This window comes from Streptomyces huasconensis (genome assembly GCF_021028635.1).
Taxonomy (GTDB): domain Bacteria; phylum Actinomycetota; class Actinomycetes; order Streptomycetales; family Streptomycetaceae; genus Streptomyces; species Streptomyces huasconensis.
In genome coordinates this window covers 4,609,945-4,629,119 of sequence record NZ_CP086119.1, presented here as the reverse complement: position 1 = coordinate 4,629,119, position 19,175 = coordinate 4,609,945, and the positions used below count along the sequence as shown (strand labels likewise).

General features: G+C 72.0%; 16 protein-coding genes. 7 read left to right on the top strand and 9 right to left on the bottom strand.

The window, feature by feature from the left end:
* The first annotated feature begins 154 nt into the window (after positions 1 to 154).
* Positions 155 to 1,912 carry an arginine--tRNA ligase gene (gene argS, locus J2N69_RS21125; RefSeq protein WP_230902169.1) on the top strand — a complete coding sequence of 586 codons (1,758 nt, stop codon included), beginning with the start codon at positions 155 to 157 and terminating at the stop codon, positions 1,910 to 1,912.
* A gap of 26 nt (positions 1,913 to 1,938) precedes the next feature.
* Here argS and J2N69_RS21120 read toward each other — a convergent pair whose 3' ends face one another.
* Together J2N69_RS21120 and J2N69_RS21115 are read right to left on the bottom strand one after the other, a co-directional pair.
* Entirely contained in the window at positions 1,939 to 3,147 is a 1,209-nt protein-coding gene (locus tag J2N69_RS21120) for an aminotransferase-like domain-containing protein (protein WP_230902168.1), read from the bottom strand.
* Positions 3,148 to 3,256: 109 nt separating this feature from the next.
* Positions 3,257 to 4,621, bottom strand: a complete 1,365-nt coding sequence (locus tag J2N69_RS21115) for a helix-turn-helix domain-containing protein (protein WP_230902167.1) — start codon at positions 4,619 to 4,621, stop codon at positions 3,257 to 3,259.
* Between the two features lie 210 nt (positions 4,622 to 4,831).
* On the opposite strand from J2N69_RS21115, the gene J2N69_RS21110 reads away from it, so the two are divergent.
* The 3 genes from J2N69_RS21110 (at position 4,832) to istB (ending at position 7,428) form a co-directional block, all read left to right on the top strand.
* On the top strand, positions 4,832 to 5,098 hold the full coding sequence (locus J2N69_RS21110; RefSeq protein WP_230902166.1) for a hypothetical protein: 267 nt from the start codon (positions 4,832 to 4,834) through the stop codon (positions 5,096 to 5,098).
* A 95-nt stretch (positions 5,099 to 5,193) separates the two neighbouring features.
* Positions 5,194 to 6,081: an NAD(P)-dependent oxidoreductase gene (locus tag J2N69_RS21105; protein ID WP_269075619.1), complete on the top strand. Its 888-nt coding sequence runs from the start codon at positions 5,194 to 5,196 to the stop codon at positions 6,079 to 6,081.
* Between the two features lie 165 nt (positions 6,082 to 6,246).
* The gene (gene istB, locus J2N69_RS21100) at positions 6,247 to 7,428 is read left to right on the top strand and encodes an IS21-like element helper ATPase IstB (RefSeq protein WP_230902165.1); all 1,182 of its coding nucleotides are present in this window, start codon (positions 6,247 to 6,249) and stop codon (positions 7,426 to 7,428) included.
* A gap of 32 nt (positions 7,429 to 7,460) precedes the next feature.
* On the opposite strand, the gene J2N69_RS21095 is transcribed toward istB, so the two are convergent.
* From J2N69_RS21095 to J2N69_RS21065, 7 genes are all read right to left on the bottom strand, one after another.
* Entirely contained in the window at positions 7,461 to 8,438 is a 978-nt protein-coding gene (locus tag J2N69_RS21095; RefSeq protein ID WP_230902164.1) for a zinc-binding dehydrogenase, read from the bottom strand.
* 91 nt (positions 8,439 to 8,529) lie between these two features.
* A complete protein-coding gene (hemB, locus tag J2N69_RS21090) occupies positions 8,530 to 9,519 on the bottom strand; it encodes a porphobilinogen synthase (protein WP_230902163.1) in 990 nt (329 codons plus the stop codon).
* Between the two features lie 73 nt (positions 9,520 to 9,592).
* Positions 9,593 to 11,251, bottom strand: coding sequence for a bifunctional uroporphyrinogen-III C-methyltransferase/uroporphyrinogen-III synthase (locus tag J2N69_RS21085; RefSeq protein WP_230902162.1), 1,659 nt, complete (start codon positions 11,249 to 11,251; stop codon positions 9,593 to 9,595).
* Entirely contained in the window at positions 11,248 to 12,243 is a 996-nt protein-coding gene (hemC, locus tag J2N69_RS21080) for a hydroxymethylbilane synthase (protein ID WP_230902161.1), read from the bottom strand. The genes J2N69_RS21085 and hemC overlap by 4 nt, the downstream gene beginning before the upstream one ends.
* Entirely contained in the window at positions 12,240 to 13,994 is a 1,755-nt protein-coding gene (locus J2N69_RS21075; RefSeq protein ID WP_230902160.1) for a glutamyl-tRNA reductase, read from the bottom strand. Before J2N69_RS21075 ends, hemC begins: the two co-directional genes overlap by 4 nt.
* Positions 13,991 to 14,746 carry a redox-sensing transcriptional repressor Rex gene (locus tag J2N69_RS21070; protein WP_223776037.1) on the bottom strand — a complete coding sequence of 252 codons (756 nt, stop codon included), beginning with the start codon at positions 14,744 to 14,746 and terminating at the stop codon, positions 13,991 to 13,993. Before J2N69_RS21070 ends, J2N69_RS21075 begins: the two co-directional genes overlap by 4 nt.
* 306 nt (positions 14,747 to 15,052) lie before the next feature.
* Positions 15,053 to 15,331: a glutaredoxin family protein gene (locus J2N69_RS21065; protein WP_230902159.1), complete on the bottom strand. Its 279-nt coding sequence runs from the start codon at positions 15,329 to 15,331 to the stop codon at positions 15,053 to 15,055.
* Positions 15,332 to 15,478: 147 nt separating this feature from the next.
* On the opposite strand from J2N69_RS21065, the gene J2N69_RS21060 reads away from it, so the two are divergent.
* The 3 genes from J2N69_RS21060 (at position 15,479) to J2N69_RS21050 (ending at position 19,171) form a co-directional block, all read left to right on the top strand.
* A complete protein-coding gene (locus J2N69_RS21060) occupies positions 15,479 to 16,429 on the top strand; it encodes an HAD family hydrolase (RefSeq protein ID WP_230902158.1) in 951 nt (316 codons plus the stop codon).
* Positions 16,430 to 16,760: 331 nt separating this feature from the next.
* Complete coding sequence (locus tag J2N69_RS21055; protein ID WP_230902157.1) at positions 16,761 to 17,609, top strand: ECF subfamily RNA polymerase sigma factor, BldN family; 849 nt, start codon at positions 16,761 to 16,763, stop codon at positions 17,607 to 17,609.
* Positions 17,610 to 17,905: 296 nt separating this feature from the next.
* Positions 17,906 to 19,171 (top strand): DUF5667 domain-containing protein, encoded by a 1,266-nt coding sequence (locus tag J2N69_RS21050; protein ID WP_230902156.1) that lies wholly within the window; start codon positions 17,906 to 17,908, stop codon positions 19,169 to 19,171.
* The last annotated feature ends 4 nt before the right edge of the window (positions 19,172 to 19,175 follow it).

Sequence of the window (19,175 nt, the reverse complement as noted above, 5' to 3'; positions counted from 1 at the left end):
TCCTACGACTTCTCACGTTCTTGCGTGAGTACCGCTTGACCCAGCCATTCTCCCAGGTCGCCCCGTAACCGCGAAAACCGCTTTTCACCGCGTGGGATACTCGGTTTTCACAGCTACGGCACGTCCAGGCACCCGAGCAGAACGGCACCCTTTCATGGCCCCGGTCACGTCCCTCACCGCCTCCGTCCACCAGCGCCTCGCGGACGCCCTTTCGGCAGCCCTGCCGGAAGCCGGTGCCGCGGACCCGCTGCTGCGACGCAGCGACCGGGCCGACTTCCAGGCCAACGGCATCCTGGCGCTCGCCAAGAAGCTCAAGGGCAACCCGCGGGAGCTGGCCGCGCAGGTCGTCTCCGGCATCACCGCCCCCGAGCTGATCAAGGACATCGAGGTCTCCGGGCCCGGCTTCCTGAACATCACGGTCACCGACGAGGCGATCACCAGGAACCTCGCGGCGCGTGCGGCGGACGGCGAGCGGCTCGGCGTGCCGTTCGCCGAGAACCGGGGCACGACGGTGATCGACTACGCCCAGCCGAACGTGGCCAAGGAGATGCACGTCGGCCACCTGCGGTCCGCCGTCATCGGCGACGCCCTGCGCCACATGCTGGACTTCACCGGCGAGAAGACGATCGGCCGCCACCACATCGGCGACTGGGGCACGCAGTTCGGCATGCTCATCCAGTACCTGATCGAGAACCCCGGCCGGCTGGCCCCGGCCGACGAGGTCGACGGCGAGCAGGCGATGAGCAACCTCAACCGCGTCTACAAGGCCTCGCGCGCGGTCTTCGACGCCGACGAGGAGTTCAAGGAGCGGGCCCGCAAGCGGGTGGTCGCCCTCCAGTCCGGCGACAAGGAGACGCTCGACCTCTGGCAGCGGTTCGTGGACGAGTCGAAGGTCTACTTCTTCTCCGTCTTCGAGAAGCTGGACATGGAGGTCCGCGACGAGGAGATCGTCGGCGAGTCCGCGTACAACGACATGATGGCCGAGACGGCGCGGCTCCTGGAGGAGTCGGGTGTCGCGGTGCGCTCCGAGGGCGCGCTCGTCGTGTTCTTCGACGACATCAAGGGCAAGGACGACAAGCCGGTCCCGCTGATCGTCCAGAAGGCGGACGGCGGCTTCGGGTACGCGGCCTCCGACCTCTCGGCGATCCGCGACAGGGTCGTCGACCTGCACGCCACCACCCTGCTGTACGTGGTGGACGTCCGGCAGTCGCTGCACTTCAAGATGGTCTTCGAGGCGGCCCGCCGGATGGGCTGGCTGAACGACGAGGTCACCGCCCACAACATGGGGTACGGCACGGTGCTCGGCGCGGACGGCAAGCCGTTCAAGACGCGTGAGGGCGAGACGGTGCGCCTGGAGGACCTCCTCGACGAGGCGGTGCAGCGCGCCGCGGAGGTCGTGCGCGAGAAGGCGCGGGACCTCACGGAGGAGGAGATCCAGGAGCGGGCCTTCCAGGTCGGCATCGGCGCCGTGAAGTACGCGGACCTGTCGACGTCGGCCAACCGCGACTACAAGTTCGACCTCGACCAGATGGTCTCCCTGAACGGCGACACGTCGGTCTACCTCCAGTACGCGTACGCCCGTATCCAGTCGATCCTGCGCAAGGCGGGCGAGGTCCGCCCGGCGGCCCACCCGGAGCTGGCGCTCGACGCGGCGGAGCGGGCGCTCGGCCTGCACCTGGACGCGTTCGGCGCGACGGTCACCGAGGCCGCCGGGGAGTACGCGCCGCACAAGCTGGCCGCGTACCTCTACCAGCTGGCGTCGCTGTACACCTCGTTCTACGACAAGTGCCCGGTCCTGAAGGCGGACACTCCGGCGCAGGTCGAGAACCGCCTGTTCCTGTGCGACATCACGGCCCGCACGCTGCACCAGGGCATGGCGCTGCTGGGCATCAGGACCCCTGAGCGCCTCTGATGCCCGAGCGCCTCTGACGAAGCCCGTCACGCCACCAGCGCGCCCCTGAGCCTCCGCAGTCCCTCGGCGATCTCGTCGGGGGACTGCGTCACGAAGCACAGCCGCAGGGTGGACACGTCCGGCTCCCCCGCGAAGAACGGCGCCCCGGGGACGTACGCCACGTCGTGCGCGACGACACCGCGCAGCAACTCCCCCGTGTCGTACCCCTCGGGCAGCTTCGCCCAGACGAACATGCCGCCCTCGGGCCGGACCCAGCGCGACCCTTCCGGCAACGCCTCCGCGAGGCCGAGCAGCATCGCGTCCCGCCGCTCGCGGTAGACCCCCGCCACGCGGGCGACATGGGCGTCCAGGTCCGCGTCCGCGAGGTACCGCGCCGCCGCCAGCTGGTTGACGGTCGGCGTGTGCAGGTCGGCCGCCTGCTTGGCGACGACGCAGGCCCGCAGCAGCGCCGCGGGCCCCCGCAGCCAGCCCAGCCGCAGGCCCGGCGCCATGACCTTGGAGAAGCTGCCGAGCAGGACCGTGCGGTCCTCGGCCCCCGGGTACGTGGCGATCCACGGCACCCGCTCGCCCTCGAACCGCAGCTCCCCGTACGGGTCGTCCTCCACGATCCACACCCCGCGCCGCTCGGCGACCTCGGCGACCGCGGCGCGCCGAGCCGCGGGCAGGGTCCGGCCGGTCGGGTTCTGGAAGGTGGGGACGGTGTAGAGCAGCTTCGGCCGGTGCAGGGCGACCAGCTCGTCCAGGGCGGCGGGGTCGATACCGGCCTCGTCGCACGGCACGGGCACCACGCGCGCGCCCGCGAAGGCGAAGGCCTGGAGCGCCGCGAGATAGCAGGGGTTCTCGACGAGGACGGTGTCACCGGGCTCGATCAGCACGGTCGCGAGGAGCGACAGCGCCTGCTGCGACCCGGTGGTGATCAGCACGTCGTCGGCGTCGGTCGCGAGGCCCCGCGCGGCGGTGCGCGCGGCGACGGCGGCGCGCAGCGCGGGTTCGCCCTCGGTCGTCGAGTACTGGAGTGCCCGCTCGGGCGTCTCTTCGAGCACCGCGCGGAACGCGGCCGCTATGCCCGCACTGTCGAAGAGGCCGGGGGCGGGCAGGCCGCCCGCGAAGTTGATGACCTCGGGCCGCGCGGTGACCGCGAGGATGTCCCGTACCGGCGAGCCCCCGACCGCGGCGGCGCGCGCGGCCGGCGGCGGCAGGGGGGCGGCGGTGCGGGCGGGCTCGGTGACGGTCACGGCGGCGGCTCCTTCGGCTGGGACGGCTGGCTCTGCCCGCACCCTAAGCATGTGCCTGCCGCCTACACACGCCGTTCCGCGATACGGACGCGGCGCCTCCGCCCGGGCCTCAACTGGCCAGCGGGGCCTCCCACTTGGAGCCGCCGAGTGGCCAGCCGTACGTGGGGCGCCCTTCGTTGCCGCTGGTGCGGAACGGCTTGCCCTGGTCGTCGATGCGGAGCACGTTGTGCCGTCGGCCGCTCGACCACTCCAGCTCCAGGTACCAGCGGACGTCGTGCGCCTCGGTACTGGCCTTGACGTAGAAGACCTCGGGGTCGCTCTCGCTCACCTTGTACGGGAAGTCGCGCTGCCCCGCCTTGGGCGTGAGGGTCGGTGTCCCGTCGTCGAGGTCGACGGCGAACGACTTGGTGGAGACGTTGCCGCCGCAGCCGACACCCATCTGGAAGTCGTTCCAGGCCAGCGGCGAACTGGTGCTCTGCACGCGGACGTGCATGCCTTGGAGTACGACGGTGTCCTTGCCCAGGCCCTGCACGGTGACCTCGACGAGCTGCTCGCCCGCCGACACTGCGCCGAGGTCGGCGGCCCAGCCGGGGGCGTCCTGCTCGACGGCCGGCGGCTGGGGCACCTGGTTCGGCTTCCGGTTGACCAGGAAGCGCTGGCTGCAGGGGCTTTCGTAGACGTACGGCCTGGTGCGGGCGGTGATCGGCGCGCCGAGGTCATCGCTCCTGCCCTCGCCCGCGGCCGCGGGTCCCTTGCCGGTGTCCTGGGAGGTGTCGGGGCGCGCGGGGCCCTCCTTGCCCTTGCCGCCCTTGGCGTCCTTGTCCGAGGGCGAGGAGGCGGGCTCGCCCTTCTTCCCGCGCCCGTCGGCGCTGTCCTCGCGTCCGCCCTTGCCGGACAGGTCCCCCGGGGAGTCGTGGGGAGCGACCGACGACGAGACGCCCGTGGCGCGCTCGCGCCCGCCACCGCCGTCGTCGGCACCGTTCAGCACGAGAGCGAGGGAGCCGGCCCCGACGACCAGGGCGACGGCGGCGCCGATGGCGACGGCACGGCGCCGCTTGGCGCGCCCCGGCATCGGCTCGGGCCGGATCGCGGACGTGGAGTCGGACTCGGGCTGCGGCTCGGACTGGGGCTCGGGCTCGGGGTGCGGCTCGGGCTCCGACTCCTTTTCCGGCTGCGGCTGTTGGGGCCTCGGCGGCTCCGCCTCCGCACCCGCCCGCCCCTCGGCGGGCTCCGCCTTACGCCCGCGCGCGGCATCCGCCAGAATCCACCGCCGGTGGACCTCCACCAGCTCATCGGGCGAGGCCTTGCAGAGCCGGGCGAACCGCTCCACGGGCGCGAACTCCACCGGCACCGCGTCGCCGTTGCAGTACCGGTGCAGCGTCGACGTACTCATGTGCAGCCGCTTCGCCAACACCCCGTAGCTGAGCCCCGACCGCCCCTTGAGCTCCCGCAGCAGCTCCGCGAGCGAACCCATGTGCCGTCCTCCCCATTCCAGTACCGCGTTCCAGGAGGAGGCCATCCCCCCAGGTCAAAGCAGGCGCGGGTGTTCCAGCGTCCCCCGTTCCCCGCCGCCTCTGGCGGCCGGGACACCCGGCCGCACAAGCTGTGGCCATCCAAGCACGCCGCTCCCGCCGACCGTCCAGGCGGACACGCCCCTGCCCGCACGACACCTAGGACCCGAGCCATGCCCCGAACCGATGAACCCCGTTCGGATCTCGCCGCCCGCCTCCTCGCCGCCACCGCCGTCGTGGTCGCGACCCTGTCCGTGACGGCGTGCGCGAGCAGCGACGGCATCGGCCTGCGCGACGAGGGCACGGCGACCCCGGCCGGAATCCGGCCGGTCTCCGAACCGCGGGAGAGCGGTGACGCTCCAGGGCCGACCCACCGGACCCGTCCCGACCCTCACCCCGGACACCCGGCCCACCTCCCTGACCAGCACACACACCAGTAGGTAAGTACCGCACTAATTAGTCCGTACTTGTCCGCTCCCTAGGGCCCCGCGAAGATCAGAGACATCCCCGGAACAACGCCTCTGAAGGAGCCCCCGTGCCCAGCAGCACCGAACACCGCGCCTCCGTGACCGTCCTCGGCCTCGGCCTGATGGGCACCGCCCTCGCCGCCGCCCTGCTCAAGGCGGGCCACGACACGACCGTGTGGAACCGCACCGCCTCCAAGACGGGCCCCCTGGCCGCCCAGGGCGCGACCCCGGCCGACACGGCGGCCGAGGCCATCGCGGCCAGCCCTCTTGTGATCGTCTGCCTCACGACCAACGACAACGTACGCGGCCTGCTGGAGGCCGAGGCCGACGCGCTCGCCGGCCGCACGGTCGTGAACCTCACCAACGGAACTCCGGCCCAGGCAAGGGAGTTGGCGGAGTGGGCGGCCGGCCGCGGCATCACGTACATCGACGGCGGCATCATGGCCGTCCCGCAGATGATCGCCACGCCCGCCGCGTACATCCTCTACAGCGGCACCGACGAGGACGCGTACGAGACGCACCGCCCCACCCTGGCGGCCCTCGCGGACACCAAGTGGGTCGGCAAGGACCCCGGCGCCGCCGCGCTGTACGACCTCTCCCTGCTCACCGGCATGTACGGCATGGTGATGGGCGTCGCCCAGGCCTACGCGCTGATCGGCAGCGGAGGCGTCCCCGCCCGCGACTTCGCGCCGCTGTTGAAGGACTGGGTGAACGCGATGACGGACGGACTCGTGCCCGGCATGGCCGAGGCGCTGGACTCCGGGCAGCACCTCACGGACGTGTCGTCGCTGGCGGTCAACCAGGCCGCGCTGCCCAACTTCCTGACGACCTTCGCCCAGCAGGGCCTGCGCACCGACCTGTTCGAGCCGCTCCAGGCCCTCCTGGACCGCTCGATCGACGAGGGCCACGCCGCCGACGGCCTCTCCCGCCTCGTCACCCTGATCAAGAAGGACTGAGGACCACCGAGGGCGCGGGTACTGCCGAGGGGGACCGGTCCGACTGGATTTCTATTAACCCCAACGGGTGGCACGAATTCAGATAGTCGGCGCCGGTCCACAACAATGGCGAGCCTCACGGCCGTTGGAGGTCTCGTGTCCCGCTCCGTCACACCCCCCTCGAACATGACCACGCTGGGGTGCGCGCTCTTCGCCACCCGCTGGCTCCAAGCGCCCCTGTACTTCGGCCTGGTGGCCGCCCAGGGCGTGTACGTCTACAAGTTCTTCAACGAGTTGTGGCACCTCATCCACCACGTCATCAGCGGCCAGGCGGACGAGACGCACGTCATGCTCGCCGTGCTCAAGCTCGTCGACGTGGTGATGATCGCCAATCTGCTGATCATGGTGATCGTCGGGGGGTACGAGACCTTCGTCTCGCGGATCGGCCTCCAGGGCCACCGGGACCAGCCCGAGTGGCTGTCCCACGTCAATTCGAACGTGCTGAAGGTCAAGCTGGCCACCGCCATCGTGGGCATCTCGTCGGTGCACCTGCTCCAGATGTTCGTCGACGTGCACCACACGCCCCGGCACGACCTGCTGTGGGGGACGGTCATCCACATGGCGTTCATCGCCTCCGCGGCGATCCTCGCGTACATGTCCGGGCCCATGGCGGCGCACGAGGCCCGGGCGCGCACCGCGAAGGAGGAGTCGCGGGCGGCCGTGGTCATCCCCGCCCAGCGGGGACCCGGGGAGGCCGGGGCGCCGCAGCCGGGGGCGAGCGGTGCCGAGGAGCGCATCGAGGCCGCCGGGTTCCCGTCCCGCAAGCTCCTGGAGATGTTCGACGAGGGGCGGCTGCGGGCACCCGAGCCGCAGGTGATCAACCGGCTCGGTAAGGCCGACTTCGTCACCCGCAAGGCGAACGTCGTCCTGCTCGGCGGCCCCGGCACCGGCAAGACGCACCTGGCGGTCGCCCTGGGCGTACGGGCCTGCCAGGCCGGTCACCAGGTGCTGTTCGCGACCGCCGCCGAGTGGGGCACCCGGCTGGCGGATGCCAAGGCCGCGGGGCGGCTGCGCCAGGAACTGGCCCGGCTCGACGCGTACCCGGTGCTCGTCGTGGACGAGGTGGGCTACGTGCCCTTCGACCCCGAGGTCGCCCACCTCCTCTTCCAGCTCGTCTCGCACCGCTACGAACGCGCCTCCCTGATCGTCACCGGCAGCCTCCCCCTGGACCGCTGGCACGAGGTCCTCGGCGACAGCGCGACGGCGTCCGCCACGGTGGACCGGCTGGCCCACCACGCGGACGTCATCACCCTGGAAGCCGACAGCTACCGCACGCGCCGCCTCGAAGACGCCGGGCCCGCCTTCTGACACGGCCCGCCGGGCCCGTCTTCCGGCACGGCCTAGGGGACGAGCACCACCTTGCCCGTGGTCTCCCGCCGCTCCATCGCCGCGTGCGCCTCGGCCGCCCGCGCCAGCGGGAACGCCTGCCAGGACGGCACCAACTCCCCCTTGGCGGCGGCCTCCAGAGCGGCACGCTCCCGCGCGGGCCCCTCCTCGGGGTGCCCGATCAGCTCCATCAGGGCGTTGACGTACGCGATGCCGCGCCCGGCGAGAACCCGCGGCGCCGGTTCGAACGCCTCCTGCGAGGACCAGCCGATGACGACGTACCGCCCGCCCTCACCGATCAACTCGAAGGCGGCGGCGGCCTTCTCGCCCCCGACACCGTCCAGCACGGCGGTGACCGCGCGCCCGCCGAGCTGTTCGCGGACCGAGCCGGCCCACCCGGGCACGTTGTAGTCCACGGCGACGTCCGCGCCCAGCGCCCGCACCGCCTCGACCTTGCCGGGGCCGCCCGCCGCCCCGACGACCGTGGCGCCCAGGGCGTGTGCGTACTGCACGACGAGCCGTCCCACGCCCCCGGCCGCGGACGTCACCACCACCACGTCGTCCGGGCGCAGTCGCGCGGTGCCGAGCAGTCCCAGGGTCGTGGCGCCCGTCATCACCATGGTCACGGCGTCCTCGAAGCCGAGCCCGTCCGGCACGGCGTGCAGTGCGTCGACGGCGGCGACCGCCAGCTCGGCGTACCCGCCGGGCGCACCGTGCGCGGTCACGACGGGCCGGCCGAGCCAGGAGGCGTCGACGCCGGGGCCGACCGCGTCGACGACGCCCGCGACCTCACCGCCGAGGACCGCCGGCAGCTCGGGCAGCGGCGGCGCCTTGTCGGAGGCCCGCCCCGCCCGCATCACCGTCTCGACGAAGTGCGCCCCGGCCGCCCGCACGACGACGCGGACCTGGCCGGGCCCCGCGACGGGGTCCGGCCAGGTCTCGTACCGCAGGTTCTCGGCGGGCCCGATCTCGTGCAGAACAACGGCGCGCATCTCGTCCTCCTCGGACGGGCCCCCTCGGGCCCTGTGCACACCACCCTGCGACCTCAACCGAACTTCAGGTCAAGGGGCGTCCGGCGCGGGGTCACAGCTGCCGCGCCACCTCGGTCGCCCAGTACGTGAGGATCATGTTCGCGCCCGCGCGCTTGATGCCCGTGAGCGACTCCATGATCGCCTTGTCCCGGTCGATCCAGCCCCGCTCGGCGGCGGCCTCGATCATCGCGTACTCGCCGCTGATCTGGTACGCAGCCACCGGCACGTCCACCGCGTCGGCGACCTTCGCGAGGATGTCGAGGTAGGGCCCGGCCGGCTTGACCATCACCATGTCGGCGCCCTCCTCCAGGTCGAGCGCCAGCTCCCGCATGGCCTCCCGCGCGTTGGCCGGGTCCTGCTGGTACGTCTTGCGGTCGCCCTTGAGGGACGAGCCCACGGCCTCCCGGAACGGCCCGAAGAAGGCCGACGAGTACTTCACCGAGTACGCGAGGATCGACACGTCCTCGTGGCCGACCTGGTCCAACGCGTCGCGGATGACCCCGATCTGACCGTCCATCATGCCGCTCGGGCCCACCACATGGGCGCCCGCGTCGGCCTGCACCTGCGCCATCTCGGCGTACCGCTCAAGCGTCGCGTCGTTGTCGACGCGGCCCTCGGCGTCCAGCACACCGCAGTGCCCGTGGTCGGTCGTCTCGTCCAGGCACAGGTCCGACATGACGATCAGCTCGTCACCGACCTCGGCCCGCACATCGCGGATCGCCAGCTGGAGAATCCCGTCCGGGTCGGTGCCCGGCGTGCCCACGGCGTCCTTCTTCGACTCCTCCGGCACACCGAAGAGCATGATCCCGGAGACCCCGGCCTCCAGCGCCTCGACAGCCGCCTTCTTCAGGGTGTCGCGGGTGTGCTGGACGACGCCGGGCATGGCCCCGATCTCCACCGGGGCGCTGATCCCCTCGCGCACGAACGCGGGCAGGATCAGATCGGCCGAGTGCAGCCGCGTCTCGGCGACCATGCGCCGCATGGCCGGCGTCGTGCGCAGCCGCCGCGGCCGCGTTCCGGGGAAAGATCCGTACTTCGTCACTGACGTCACCTGGATTCGTGCTGCGTGCTGCTGATGTCGTTGTGGGCGGGCCCGAAGGCCCGCCCACAAGAACCTACGGCGCGGTGCGTCGCCGGCGCGAACCGGGCCGTCGCTCACTCGGCCGTGTCACGGGGTCCCCGGCGTCCAGCGCCGCGTCCCGCCGCCGCGCACCGAAGTCCGCCAGCGCCTGGGCCAGCTTGTGCACCGACGGCTCGGGGGCCATGACGTCCACCCGCAGCCCGTGCTCCTCCGCGGTCTTCGCGGTGGCGGGACCGATGCAGGCGATCACGGTCACGTTGTGCGGCTTGCCGGCGATGCCGACGAGGTTGCGCACGGTGGAGGACGACGTGAAGAGCACGGCGTCGAAGCCGCCGCCCTTGATCGCCTCCCGCGTCTCGGCCGGCGGCGGCGAGGCGCGCACGGTCCGGTAGGCGGTGACGTCGTCGACCTCCCAGCCCAGATCGATCAGCCCCGCGACCAGCGTCTCGGTGGCGATGTCGGCCCGCGGCAGGAACACCCGGTCGATCGGGTCGAAGACCGGGTCGTACGGCGGCCAGTCCGCCAGGAGCCCCGCGGCCGACTGCTCGCCGCTCGGCACCAGGTCCGGCTTCACGCCGAAGGCGATCAGCGCGGCGGCGGTCTGCTCACCGACGGCCGCGACCTTGATCCCGGCGAAGGCACGCGCGTCGAGCCCGTACTCCTCGAACTTCTCCCGCACCGCCTTGACGGCGTTGACGGAGGTGAAGGCGATCCACTCGTACCGCCCGGTGACCAGGCCCTTGACCGCGCGCTCCATCTGCTGGGGCGTGCGCGGCGGCTCGACGGCGATGGTCGGCACCTCGTGCGGCACCGCGCCGTAGGACCGCAGCTGGTCGGAGAGCGAGGCCGCCTGCTCCTTCGTACGCGGTACGAGCACACGCCAGCCGAAGAGGGGCTTCGACTCGAACCACGACAGCTGGTCGCGCTGGGCGGCGGCGGAACGCTCGCCGACCACGGCTATGACGGGCCGGCCGCCCTCGGGCGAGGGCAGCACCTTCGCCTGCTTGAGGACCTGCGCGATGGTGCCGAGCGTCGCGTTCCAGGTGCGCTGGCGCGTCGTCGTACCACCGACGGTCACCGTCATCGGGGTGTCCGGCTTGCGGCCCGCGGCCACCAGCTCGCCCGCGGTGGCCGCGACGGAGTCAAGCGACGTGGAGACCACCGCGGTGCCGTCGGACGCGCCGACCTCGCTCCAGCAGCGGTCCGAGGCGGTGCGGGCGTCGATGAAACGGACGTCCGCGCCCTGCGCGTCACGCAGCGGCACACCGGCGTACGCGGGCACACCGACCGCGGCCGCGACGCCCGGCACGACCTCGAAGGAGATCCCCTCGGCGGCGCAGGCGAGCATCTCCTCCGCCGCGTGGGTGTCGAGGCCGGGGTCGCCGCTGACCGCGCGCACGACCCGCCTGCCACCCCTCGCGGCCTCCATGACAAGATTGGTGGCGACTCGGAACGTCGCCGTGTCCGCGGTCGTTGACGCGTCGTCAGCGACCGTCGGCCCAGGTGTGTCCACACCTCCCCTGGCATGCACACGGACGACATCGAGAACATCCGGCTCGGCGATCAGCACATCCGCTCGGGCCAGCGCCTCGACGGCGCGCAGGGTCAGCAGTCCCGGATCTCCGGGTCCGGCACCGAGAAAGGTGACGTGCCCGTGTGCGGGAGTGCCGGGAAGGTTCGAGGTGGGGCTCAAAGTGCTCGCTCCCCCATCAGACCGGCCGCGCCCTTGGCGAGCATCTCGACCGCGAGTTCGCGGCCCAGCGCCATGGCTCGGGTCTCCGTCTCGGGCACGGGACCGGTGGTGGACAGCTGCACCAGCGTCGAGCCGTCGGGCGTACCGACGACACCGCGCAGGCGCATTTCCTTGACAATCTGTTCGTCGGCATGGGGGTCCCCCCGCTCGAGCGAAGCCGAGAGTGGGGGAAGGTCGGCCAGGGCGCCCACGGGCGCGCTGCAACCGGCTTCCAGGGCGGCGAGCAGGGACCGCTCGGCGGTGACGGCGACCCGGGTGTACGGGTCGTCGAGCTCGGCGAGCGCGGCGGCGAGTGACGCGTTGTGCGCGGCGCACTCGATCGCCAGTGCCCCCTGGCCGGGGGCGGGCAGAACGGTGTCGACCGACAGGAAGTCGGTCACCTCGTCGGTCCGGCCGATGCGGCTCAGTCCGGCGGCGGCGAGCACGACGGCGTCGAGCTCCCCCTTGTGTACGTATCCGATGCGGGTGTCGATGTTCCCGCGGATCGGCACGGTCTGGATGGTCATGCCGTGGCTGCGCGCGTAGGCGTTCAGCTGCGCCATGCGGCGCGGCGAACCGGTGCCGACGCGGGCGCCCTCGGGAAGCTCGGCGAAGGTCAGTCCGTCACGCGCGATCAGCACGTCGCGGGGGTCCTCGCGCTTGGGCACCGCGGCGAGCACCAGCTCCTCGGGCTGCGCCGTGGGCAGGTCCTTGAGCGAGTGCACGGCGAAGTCCACCTCGTCACGGACCAGCGCCTCGCGCAGGGCGGCGACGAAGACGCCGGTGCCGCCGATCTGCGCCAGGTGCTCGCGCGAGGTGTCGCCGTACGTCGTGATCTCCACGAGCTCGACGGGGCGGCCGGTCAACTGCCGTACCGCATCAGCAACTTGGCCCGACTGGGCCATGGCCAGCTTGCTGCGCCTGGTCCCGAGCCTCAGAGCCCTCTCGGTCATGCCCGGCCTCTATTCGGGTCGTGGTTCTCGTTGTTCTCGTGGTTCGTGTCGTTCGCGTCAATCACGCTGTTCGCGCTGTTCAAGTGGTCGGCACGGCTGACCGACGCGACCGTCTGCGGGTCGAGGTCGAAGAGCGTGCGCAGCGCGTCGGCGTACCCGGCGCCGCCCGGCTCGCCGGCCAGCTGCTTGACCCGCACCGTCGGCGCGTGCAGCAGCTTGTCCACGACGCGGCGCACGGTCTGCGTGATCTCCGCGCGTTGCTTGTCCTCAAGGCCGGGCAGCCGTCCGTCGAGCCGCGCGATCTCGCTCGCCACCACATCGGCGGCCATGGTGCGCAGGGCGACCACGGTCGGCGTGATGTGCGCGGCACGCTGCGCGGCGCCGAAGGCGGCGACCTCGTCGGCGACGATGCCGCGCACCTGCTCGACGTCGGCGGCCATGGGGGCGTCGGCCGAGGCCTCGGCCAGCGACTCGATGTCGACCAGCCGTACGCCGGGCACGCGGTGCACGGCGGCGTCGATGTCACGGGGCATGGCCAGGTCGAGCAGCGCGAGCACGGCCGGGCGGGCGGCACCCGCCGAGGACACGGGCTTGCGCCGCTCCGGCAGACGTCCCGTGACCCGCGCGGCGGCCACCAGCGCGGCGATGGCGTCCGCCTCGGCCTGCGGATCGACCGGCTTGTGGTGGACCTCGCGCCGCTCGGCCGGGGCGTTGTCCACCCACGCGGCGTGCTGCTCCAGGGAGGCGGCGTCCATGCCGGCGACGGCCGCCTCGCCCGCGACGGAGAAGCCACGCGGGGCGGTGAGGTCGACGGGGCAGCCGTCGTCGGCGACGGTGGAGTGCGCGGCCTGGCCGGCGGACCCGCTCCTGGTCTGCGCCGGTACGTCGCCGGGGCGGCTGTCCGCGGGGACGCGCCCCTCGACGGCCGCCACCACGGCGTCCGCCGTCAGTACGAGACCGGTCGCGCCGGTGCAGGACACCGCCACATCGGCACGTGTCAGTTCGTGGGCCACCTGGTCCATCGGCACGGCACGCGCGCTCACGCCCGTGCCGCCCTGCTCGCCCAGGATCTCCGCCAGCCGCTCGGCGCGCTCCAGCGTGCGGTTGGCGACCACGACCTCCTCGACCCCGGCCCGTGCGAGCGTCGCCGCGGCGAGCGAGGACATGGAGCCCGCGCCTATCACCAGCGCGCGCTTGCCCTTGGCCCAGGTCTCGACGGACGTGCGGACGGCGAGCTGTTCGAGGCCGAAGGTGACCAGCGACTGCCCGGCCCGGTCGATGCCGGTCTCGGAGTGGGCGCGCTTGCCGACCCGCAGGGCCTGCTGGAAGAGGTCGTTGAGGAGGCGGCCCGCGGTGTGCAGCTCCTGGGCGCGCGCGAGGGCGTCCTTGATCTGCCCGAGGATCTGCCCCTCGCCGACCACCATCGAGTCCAGCCCGCACGCCACCGAGAAGAGGTGGTGGACGGCACGGTCCTCGTAGTGCACGTACAGGTAGGGGGTCAGCTCCTCCAGGCCCACGCCGCTGTGCTGCGCGAGCAGCGTCGACAGCTCGGCGACACCGGCGTGGAACTTGTCGACGTCGGCGTACAGCTCGATGCGGTTGCACGTGGCGAGCACGGCCGCCTCGGCGGCGGGCTCGGCGGCGACGCTGTCGTGCAGCAGCTTGGCCTGCGCGTCCACGGGCAGCGCGGCCCGCTCCAGGACGCTCACCGGAGCGCTGCGATGGCTCAGCCCTACGACCAGGAGACTCATGCCGGCATCACGGCGGGGACGTCCCCGTCGGGTCCCTTGCGCTGCTGCTTGGCGGCGACGGGCGGCACGACGCCGTCGGCGGCGGCCTCCTCGCCGGCCTTGCGCTGCTCGTGGAAGGCGAGGATCTGCAGCTCGATGGAGAGGTCGACCTTGCGCACGTCGACGCCGTCCGGCACGGAAAGCACGGTCGGCGCGAAGTTCAGGATGGAGGTCACACCGGCGGCGACGAGCCGCTCGCAGACCTGCTGCGCGGCACCGGCCGGGGTGGCGATGACGCCGATGGAGACGCCGTTGTCCTCGATGATCCGCTCGAGGTCGTCGGTGTGCTGCACCGGCATCCCGGCGACAGGCTTTCCGGCCATTGCCGGATCGGCGTCGATGAGCGCCGCGACCCGGAAACCACGCGAGGCGAACCCGCCGTAGTTGGCCAGCGCGGCCCCGAGGTTGCCGATGCCGACGATGACAACCGGCCAGTCCTGGGTCAGACCCAGTTCACGGGAGATCTGGTAGACGAGATACTCGACGTCATAGCCGACGCCTCGCGTCCCGTACGAACCGAGGTACGAGAAGTCCTTGCGCAGCTTCGCGGAATTGACCCCCGCGGCGGCCGCGAGCTCCTCGGAGGAGACCGTGGGCACCGAGCGCTCCGACAGCGCCGTGAGGGCTCGGAGGTACAGCGGAAGCCTGGCGACGGTGGCCTCGGGAATCCCTCGGCTGCGGGTCGCCGGTCGGTGAGTTCGGCCAGTTGCCACGGTGCTCCTGCGGGTAGAGCGGGGCTGTAGGCGGTCACACGTCCCCAGACCGCCCCGTCGAATGCAGGCTATGTCTTTGTGAACGCGTGCACAAAGATTGTGTCCGTTTTGCCCGGCCAACGTGACCGGGGTCACGCGCCCCCGGCGCACGTTCGTGGAACCGGAGCGCGGGCGGCGCCGTTGTTCACTGGATGGGGGCAAAACCGCACACTCTCCTCACGATCATCGCCCCCGAGACCAAAACCGCCCCAAAGCGTAAACGACTTCGCGGCGACTTTGGACTACCCGGTCAGTAGCTTCGGCGCGTCAGCCGGCCAGCTCACGCCGCAGCCGCGCCTCGTCCACGCGCCAGAAGGTGTGCTGCTCCCCGTCGACCAGGACCACCGGGATCTGCTCCCAGTAGGCCCGGTGCAACTCCTCGTCCTGCGTGATGTCCTTCTTCTCCCAGGCGGCGCCCACCTCCGCGCAGACCTTCTCGATCACCAGCTGTGCGTCATCACACAGATGACAGCCCGGCTTCCCGATCAGGGTGACCGTGCGATCCGCGGGCTTCTTCTTCTCCGTACGACGAAAAATCGGGCTCATGCCCCTATTCTCGCCCCGCCGACGCGCCCGGCGGAGAACCCGGCGAAGGCCCTTCCACGGGCCGGCCGCGAAGAGTTCACAAGGCCTCACGTTCCCCGACATCCGTCCGACTCCGGAACCACCGAACGAACTGGCTATGCTCACGACATGGCCGCTCTCGGATGGCTCACCCCCCGTAGGCGCTCCGCCACGGCGCGGAGCGTGTTGGCAGGCGAGGCCTCCGCCGAGGCCGCCCGCAAGACCTCCCAGGAGCTGGAGGCGCTCGCCGGACAGGCCGCGCCCGCGGCGGGCCCGGGCGAGCCGGAGTTCCCCGTCGTCGGCGACGTGGAGGCCGCCGCCTTCTTCGACCTCGACAACACCGTGATGCAGGGCGCCGCGATCTTCCACTTCGGCCGCGGGCTCTACAAGCGCAAGTTCTTCGAGCGCCAGGAGCTGTTCCGCTTCGCCTGGCAGCAGGCGTGGTTCCGGCTCGCCGGCGTCGAGGACCCCGAGCACATGCAGGACGCCCGCGACAGCGCCCTGTCCATCGTCCAGGGCCACCGCGTCACCGAGCTGATGACCATCGGCGAGGAGATCTACGACGAGTACATGGCCGAGCGCATCTGGCCCGGCACCCGCGCCCTGGCCCAGGCCCACCTCGACGCCGGGCAGAAGGTCTGGCTGGTCACCGCCGCCCCGGTGGAGATCGCCACGGTCATCGCCCGCCGCCTCGGCCTGACCGGCGCCCTCGGCACCGTCGCCGAGTCCGTCGACGGCGTCTACACCGGCAAGCTCGTCGGCGAACCCCTGCACGGCCCCGCCAAGGCCGAGGCCGTGCGCGCGCTGGCCGCCGCCGAGGGCCTGGACCTGGCCCGCTGCGCCGCGTACAGCGACTCGCACAACGACATCCCGATGCTTTCGCTCGTCGGCCATCCTTACGCGATCAACCCCGACGCCAAGCTGCGCAAGCACGCCCGCGAGCGGGACTGGCGGCTGCGCGACTACCGCACCGGCCGCAAGGCCGCGAAGGTCGGCATCCCCGCCGCAGCCGGCGTCGGCGCGCTCGCGGGCGGCACGGCCGCGGCCATCGCCCTGCACCGCCGCCGCCGCCGCCGCTGACCCACCCCCCTCGAAGACGGCCGGTCAGCACGCATTCCCCGGTCCTACCCCGCCCCGCGCGCGGCCAGTCGCGGTGGTTGAACTCGGCCACAACACGCCCCGCGTGGCGACGGAATGTGAACCGTTCCGATCAACATCCGCTCACTCTCCGGCACTTGATCCGACTCCGTTCAGTTACAGAAGCGTCGTAATCGGTGATTTTAGCAACTGGGTGTAGCGCTGCCTGTACGAAGCGTTATTCTCCTCAGACGCATATCGGACCCCACACGTCGCTACGACGAGTGAAAGGTTCCGTACTGCACGTGATGGAAGCTCTGCCTCTGGGAGTCCCGTGTACCCACACGTCGGGGTTGACGCCTCGGGCCTGGCTACGCTGCGCGCAACGGTCCTCGACCGCTTGCGCGGCTTCGTCCCCACCGCGTACGCCGTCCCCGCCGTCCCCGCCTTCGCCGTCCCGGCACCCGCCGGGCCGTGCTATGCCCTGGCTGACGGCCTTGAGGAGGTGCCGGCACGGAGTGCCGTCCTTGCGGGGCGGGGGTCGGGAGACGGGCGGGCAGTCAGCAGACGGGCCCGTTCCGGCGCCGCTGCCGCCACCTCCACGCCCACCCACCGCCGTCCCGCCGCGGACAGCGACAGCGCCCGCATGATGGACCTCGTCGAACGCGCCCAGGCCGGCGAGTCCGACGCCTTCGGCCGCCTCTACGACCAGTACAGCGACACGGTCTACCGCTACATCTACTACCGCGTCGGCGGCAAGGCGACCGCCGAGGACCTCACCAGTGAGACCTTTCTGCGCGCCCTGCGCCGTATCGGCACCTTCACCTGGCAGGGCCGCGACTTCGGCGCCTGGCTCGTCACCATCGCCCGCAATCTCGTCGCCGACCACTTCAAATCGAGCAGATTCCGCCTCGAAGTGACCACCGGCGAAATGCTCGACGCCAACGAGGTCGAGCGCAGCCCCGAGGACTCCGTCCTGGAGTCCCTCTCGAACGCGGCACTGCTCGAAGCCGTCCGCCGCCTCAACCCCCAGCAGCAGGAATGCGTGACCCTGCGCTTCCTCCAGGGCCTCTCCGTCGCCGAGACCGCGCGCGTCATGGGCAAGAACGAGGGCGCGATCAAGACCCTCCAGTACCGCGCGGTGCGCACCCTCGCCCGCCTCCTCCCGGACGACGCGCGCTGACGCGCCGGCGCCACGCACGCTCCGTGGCGCCCAAATCACCGTCCGTGGCGGCCAGATGGCCGCCACGGCCCTTCGCCGATTCCTGGCGGTCGGATCATCCGCCGTCCGTAACCCAAGTGCCGCGCCGCTCGTTGTGCGGGATGCAGGCTCCCTGTGGTCGCAACCTGACGTTCCTCCTTCTCGCCCCGAGCGGAGGACACCTCACTCGCTCACCCGATCGTGTGGACGTGGTCAGGCCATGCAACCCTCAGGACCCCCTGGGGAGTCGACCGTCTTGACGAGAGGAGGTGCCGCCAGTGATCGCGAACGTATCGGCCCACCGGCGGGCGAACGCCTTCGCCCAGGCCCTGGAGGAGCATTCCGACCAGGACCCGGCGGCCGAGCAGTCCGAGGACTCCGCGTCCACCGCGCCCGCGGCCGCGTCCGTGGAGTCCCCCGAAACCACCGCGGCCCGCGCCGAGCCGACCGAGCAGAGCCGCATGCTGGCCCTGGCGGACGGTCTCGACGCGCTGCCGAAACCCGCCCTCGACCCCGAGGTCAAGGTCGTCCAGCGCGCGCAGCTCGTGGCCGCGATGGAAGCCATGCTCCTCGAGGGCGGCGGCAGTGCCGCGGTGCCCGAACAGCGCTCCCGCAAGGGCGCCCACCGCGCGGGTCCGCTGCACAAGCTGCGGCCCCGTTCCCGGCTGTCCAAAGGCATCGCCGCCGGCGGTCTCACCGTCGGCGTCGCCGCGGGTGCCTTCGGCGGTGTCGCCGCCGCCAGCTCCGACGCCCTGCCGGGCGATTCGCTGTACGGCCTCAAGCGCGGCATGGAGGACCTCAAGCTGGGCATGGCCGACGGCGACGTCGACCGGGGCCAGATCTACCTCGACCAGGCCTCGACCCGGCTGAACGAAGCCCGCAGGCTCATGGAGCGCGACCGCGCCGGCTCCCTGGACCACGAGTCCGTCGGCGAGATCAGGCGGGCCCTCTCCGGCATGCGGCACGACGCCACCGAGGGCCACCGCCTGCTCCTCGAGGCGTACGAACGCGACGGGGCGCTCGGCCCCATCCAGGCACTGTCCGCGTTCTCCCGCTCGCACCGCCAGAGTTGGAGCGAGCTCCAGGGCCGCCTGCCGGTCCAGTTGGGCGATGTGGGCAAGCAGGTGGACTCCGTCTTCGACGCCATAGACGACGAGGTCGAGCCGCTCCGCTCGCTGCTGCCCCGCGCCCCCGAGAAGGACGGCAAGCCCGGCCGGGCCCCCGAGGGCCCCACCGGCTCCCAGGGCACGGACGGGCGCTCCTCCACCCCCTCGGGCAGCGGAGGCGGCCACGACGGCGACCCCCGCCGCGGCGACAGCAAGCCGAGGCCCTCCTCGCCGCACGAGACGGACGACGACGTGCTCGGCGGCAGCGTGGGCGGTCTCCTCGACCCGCCGGACGACAAGAAGACGTCACCGGCCCCGTCGGACGGCAGGAGCAAGCCCGGCAAGGACAGCCCCTCGGCCAAGCCGGACGTCACCCTGCCCCCGATCCTGCCCGGCCTGCTGCCGGAACTCGGCATCGAGGAGGAGGACGCGAAGTAGCCCT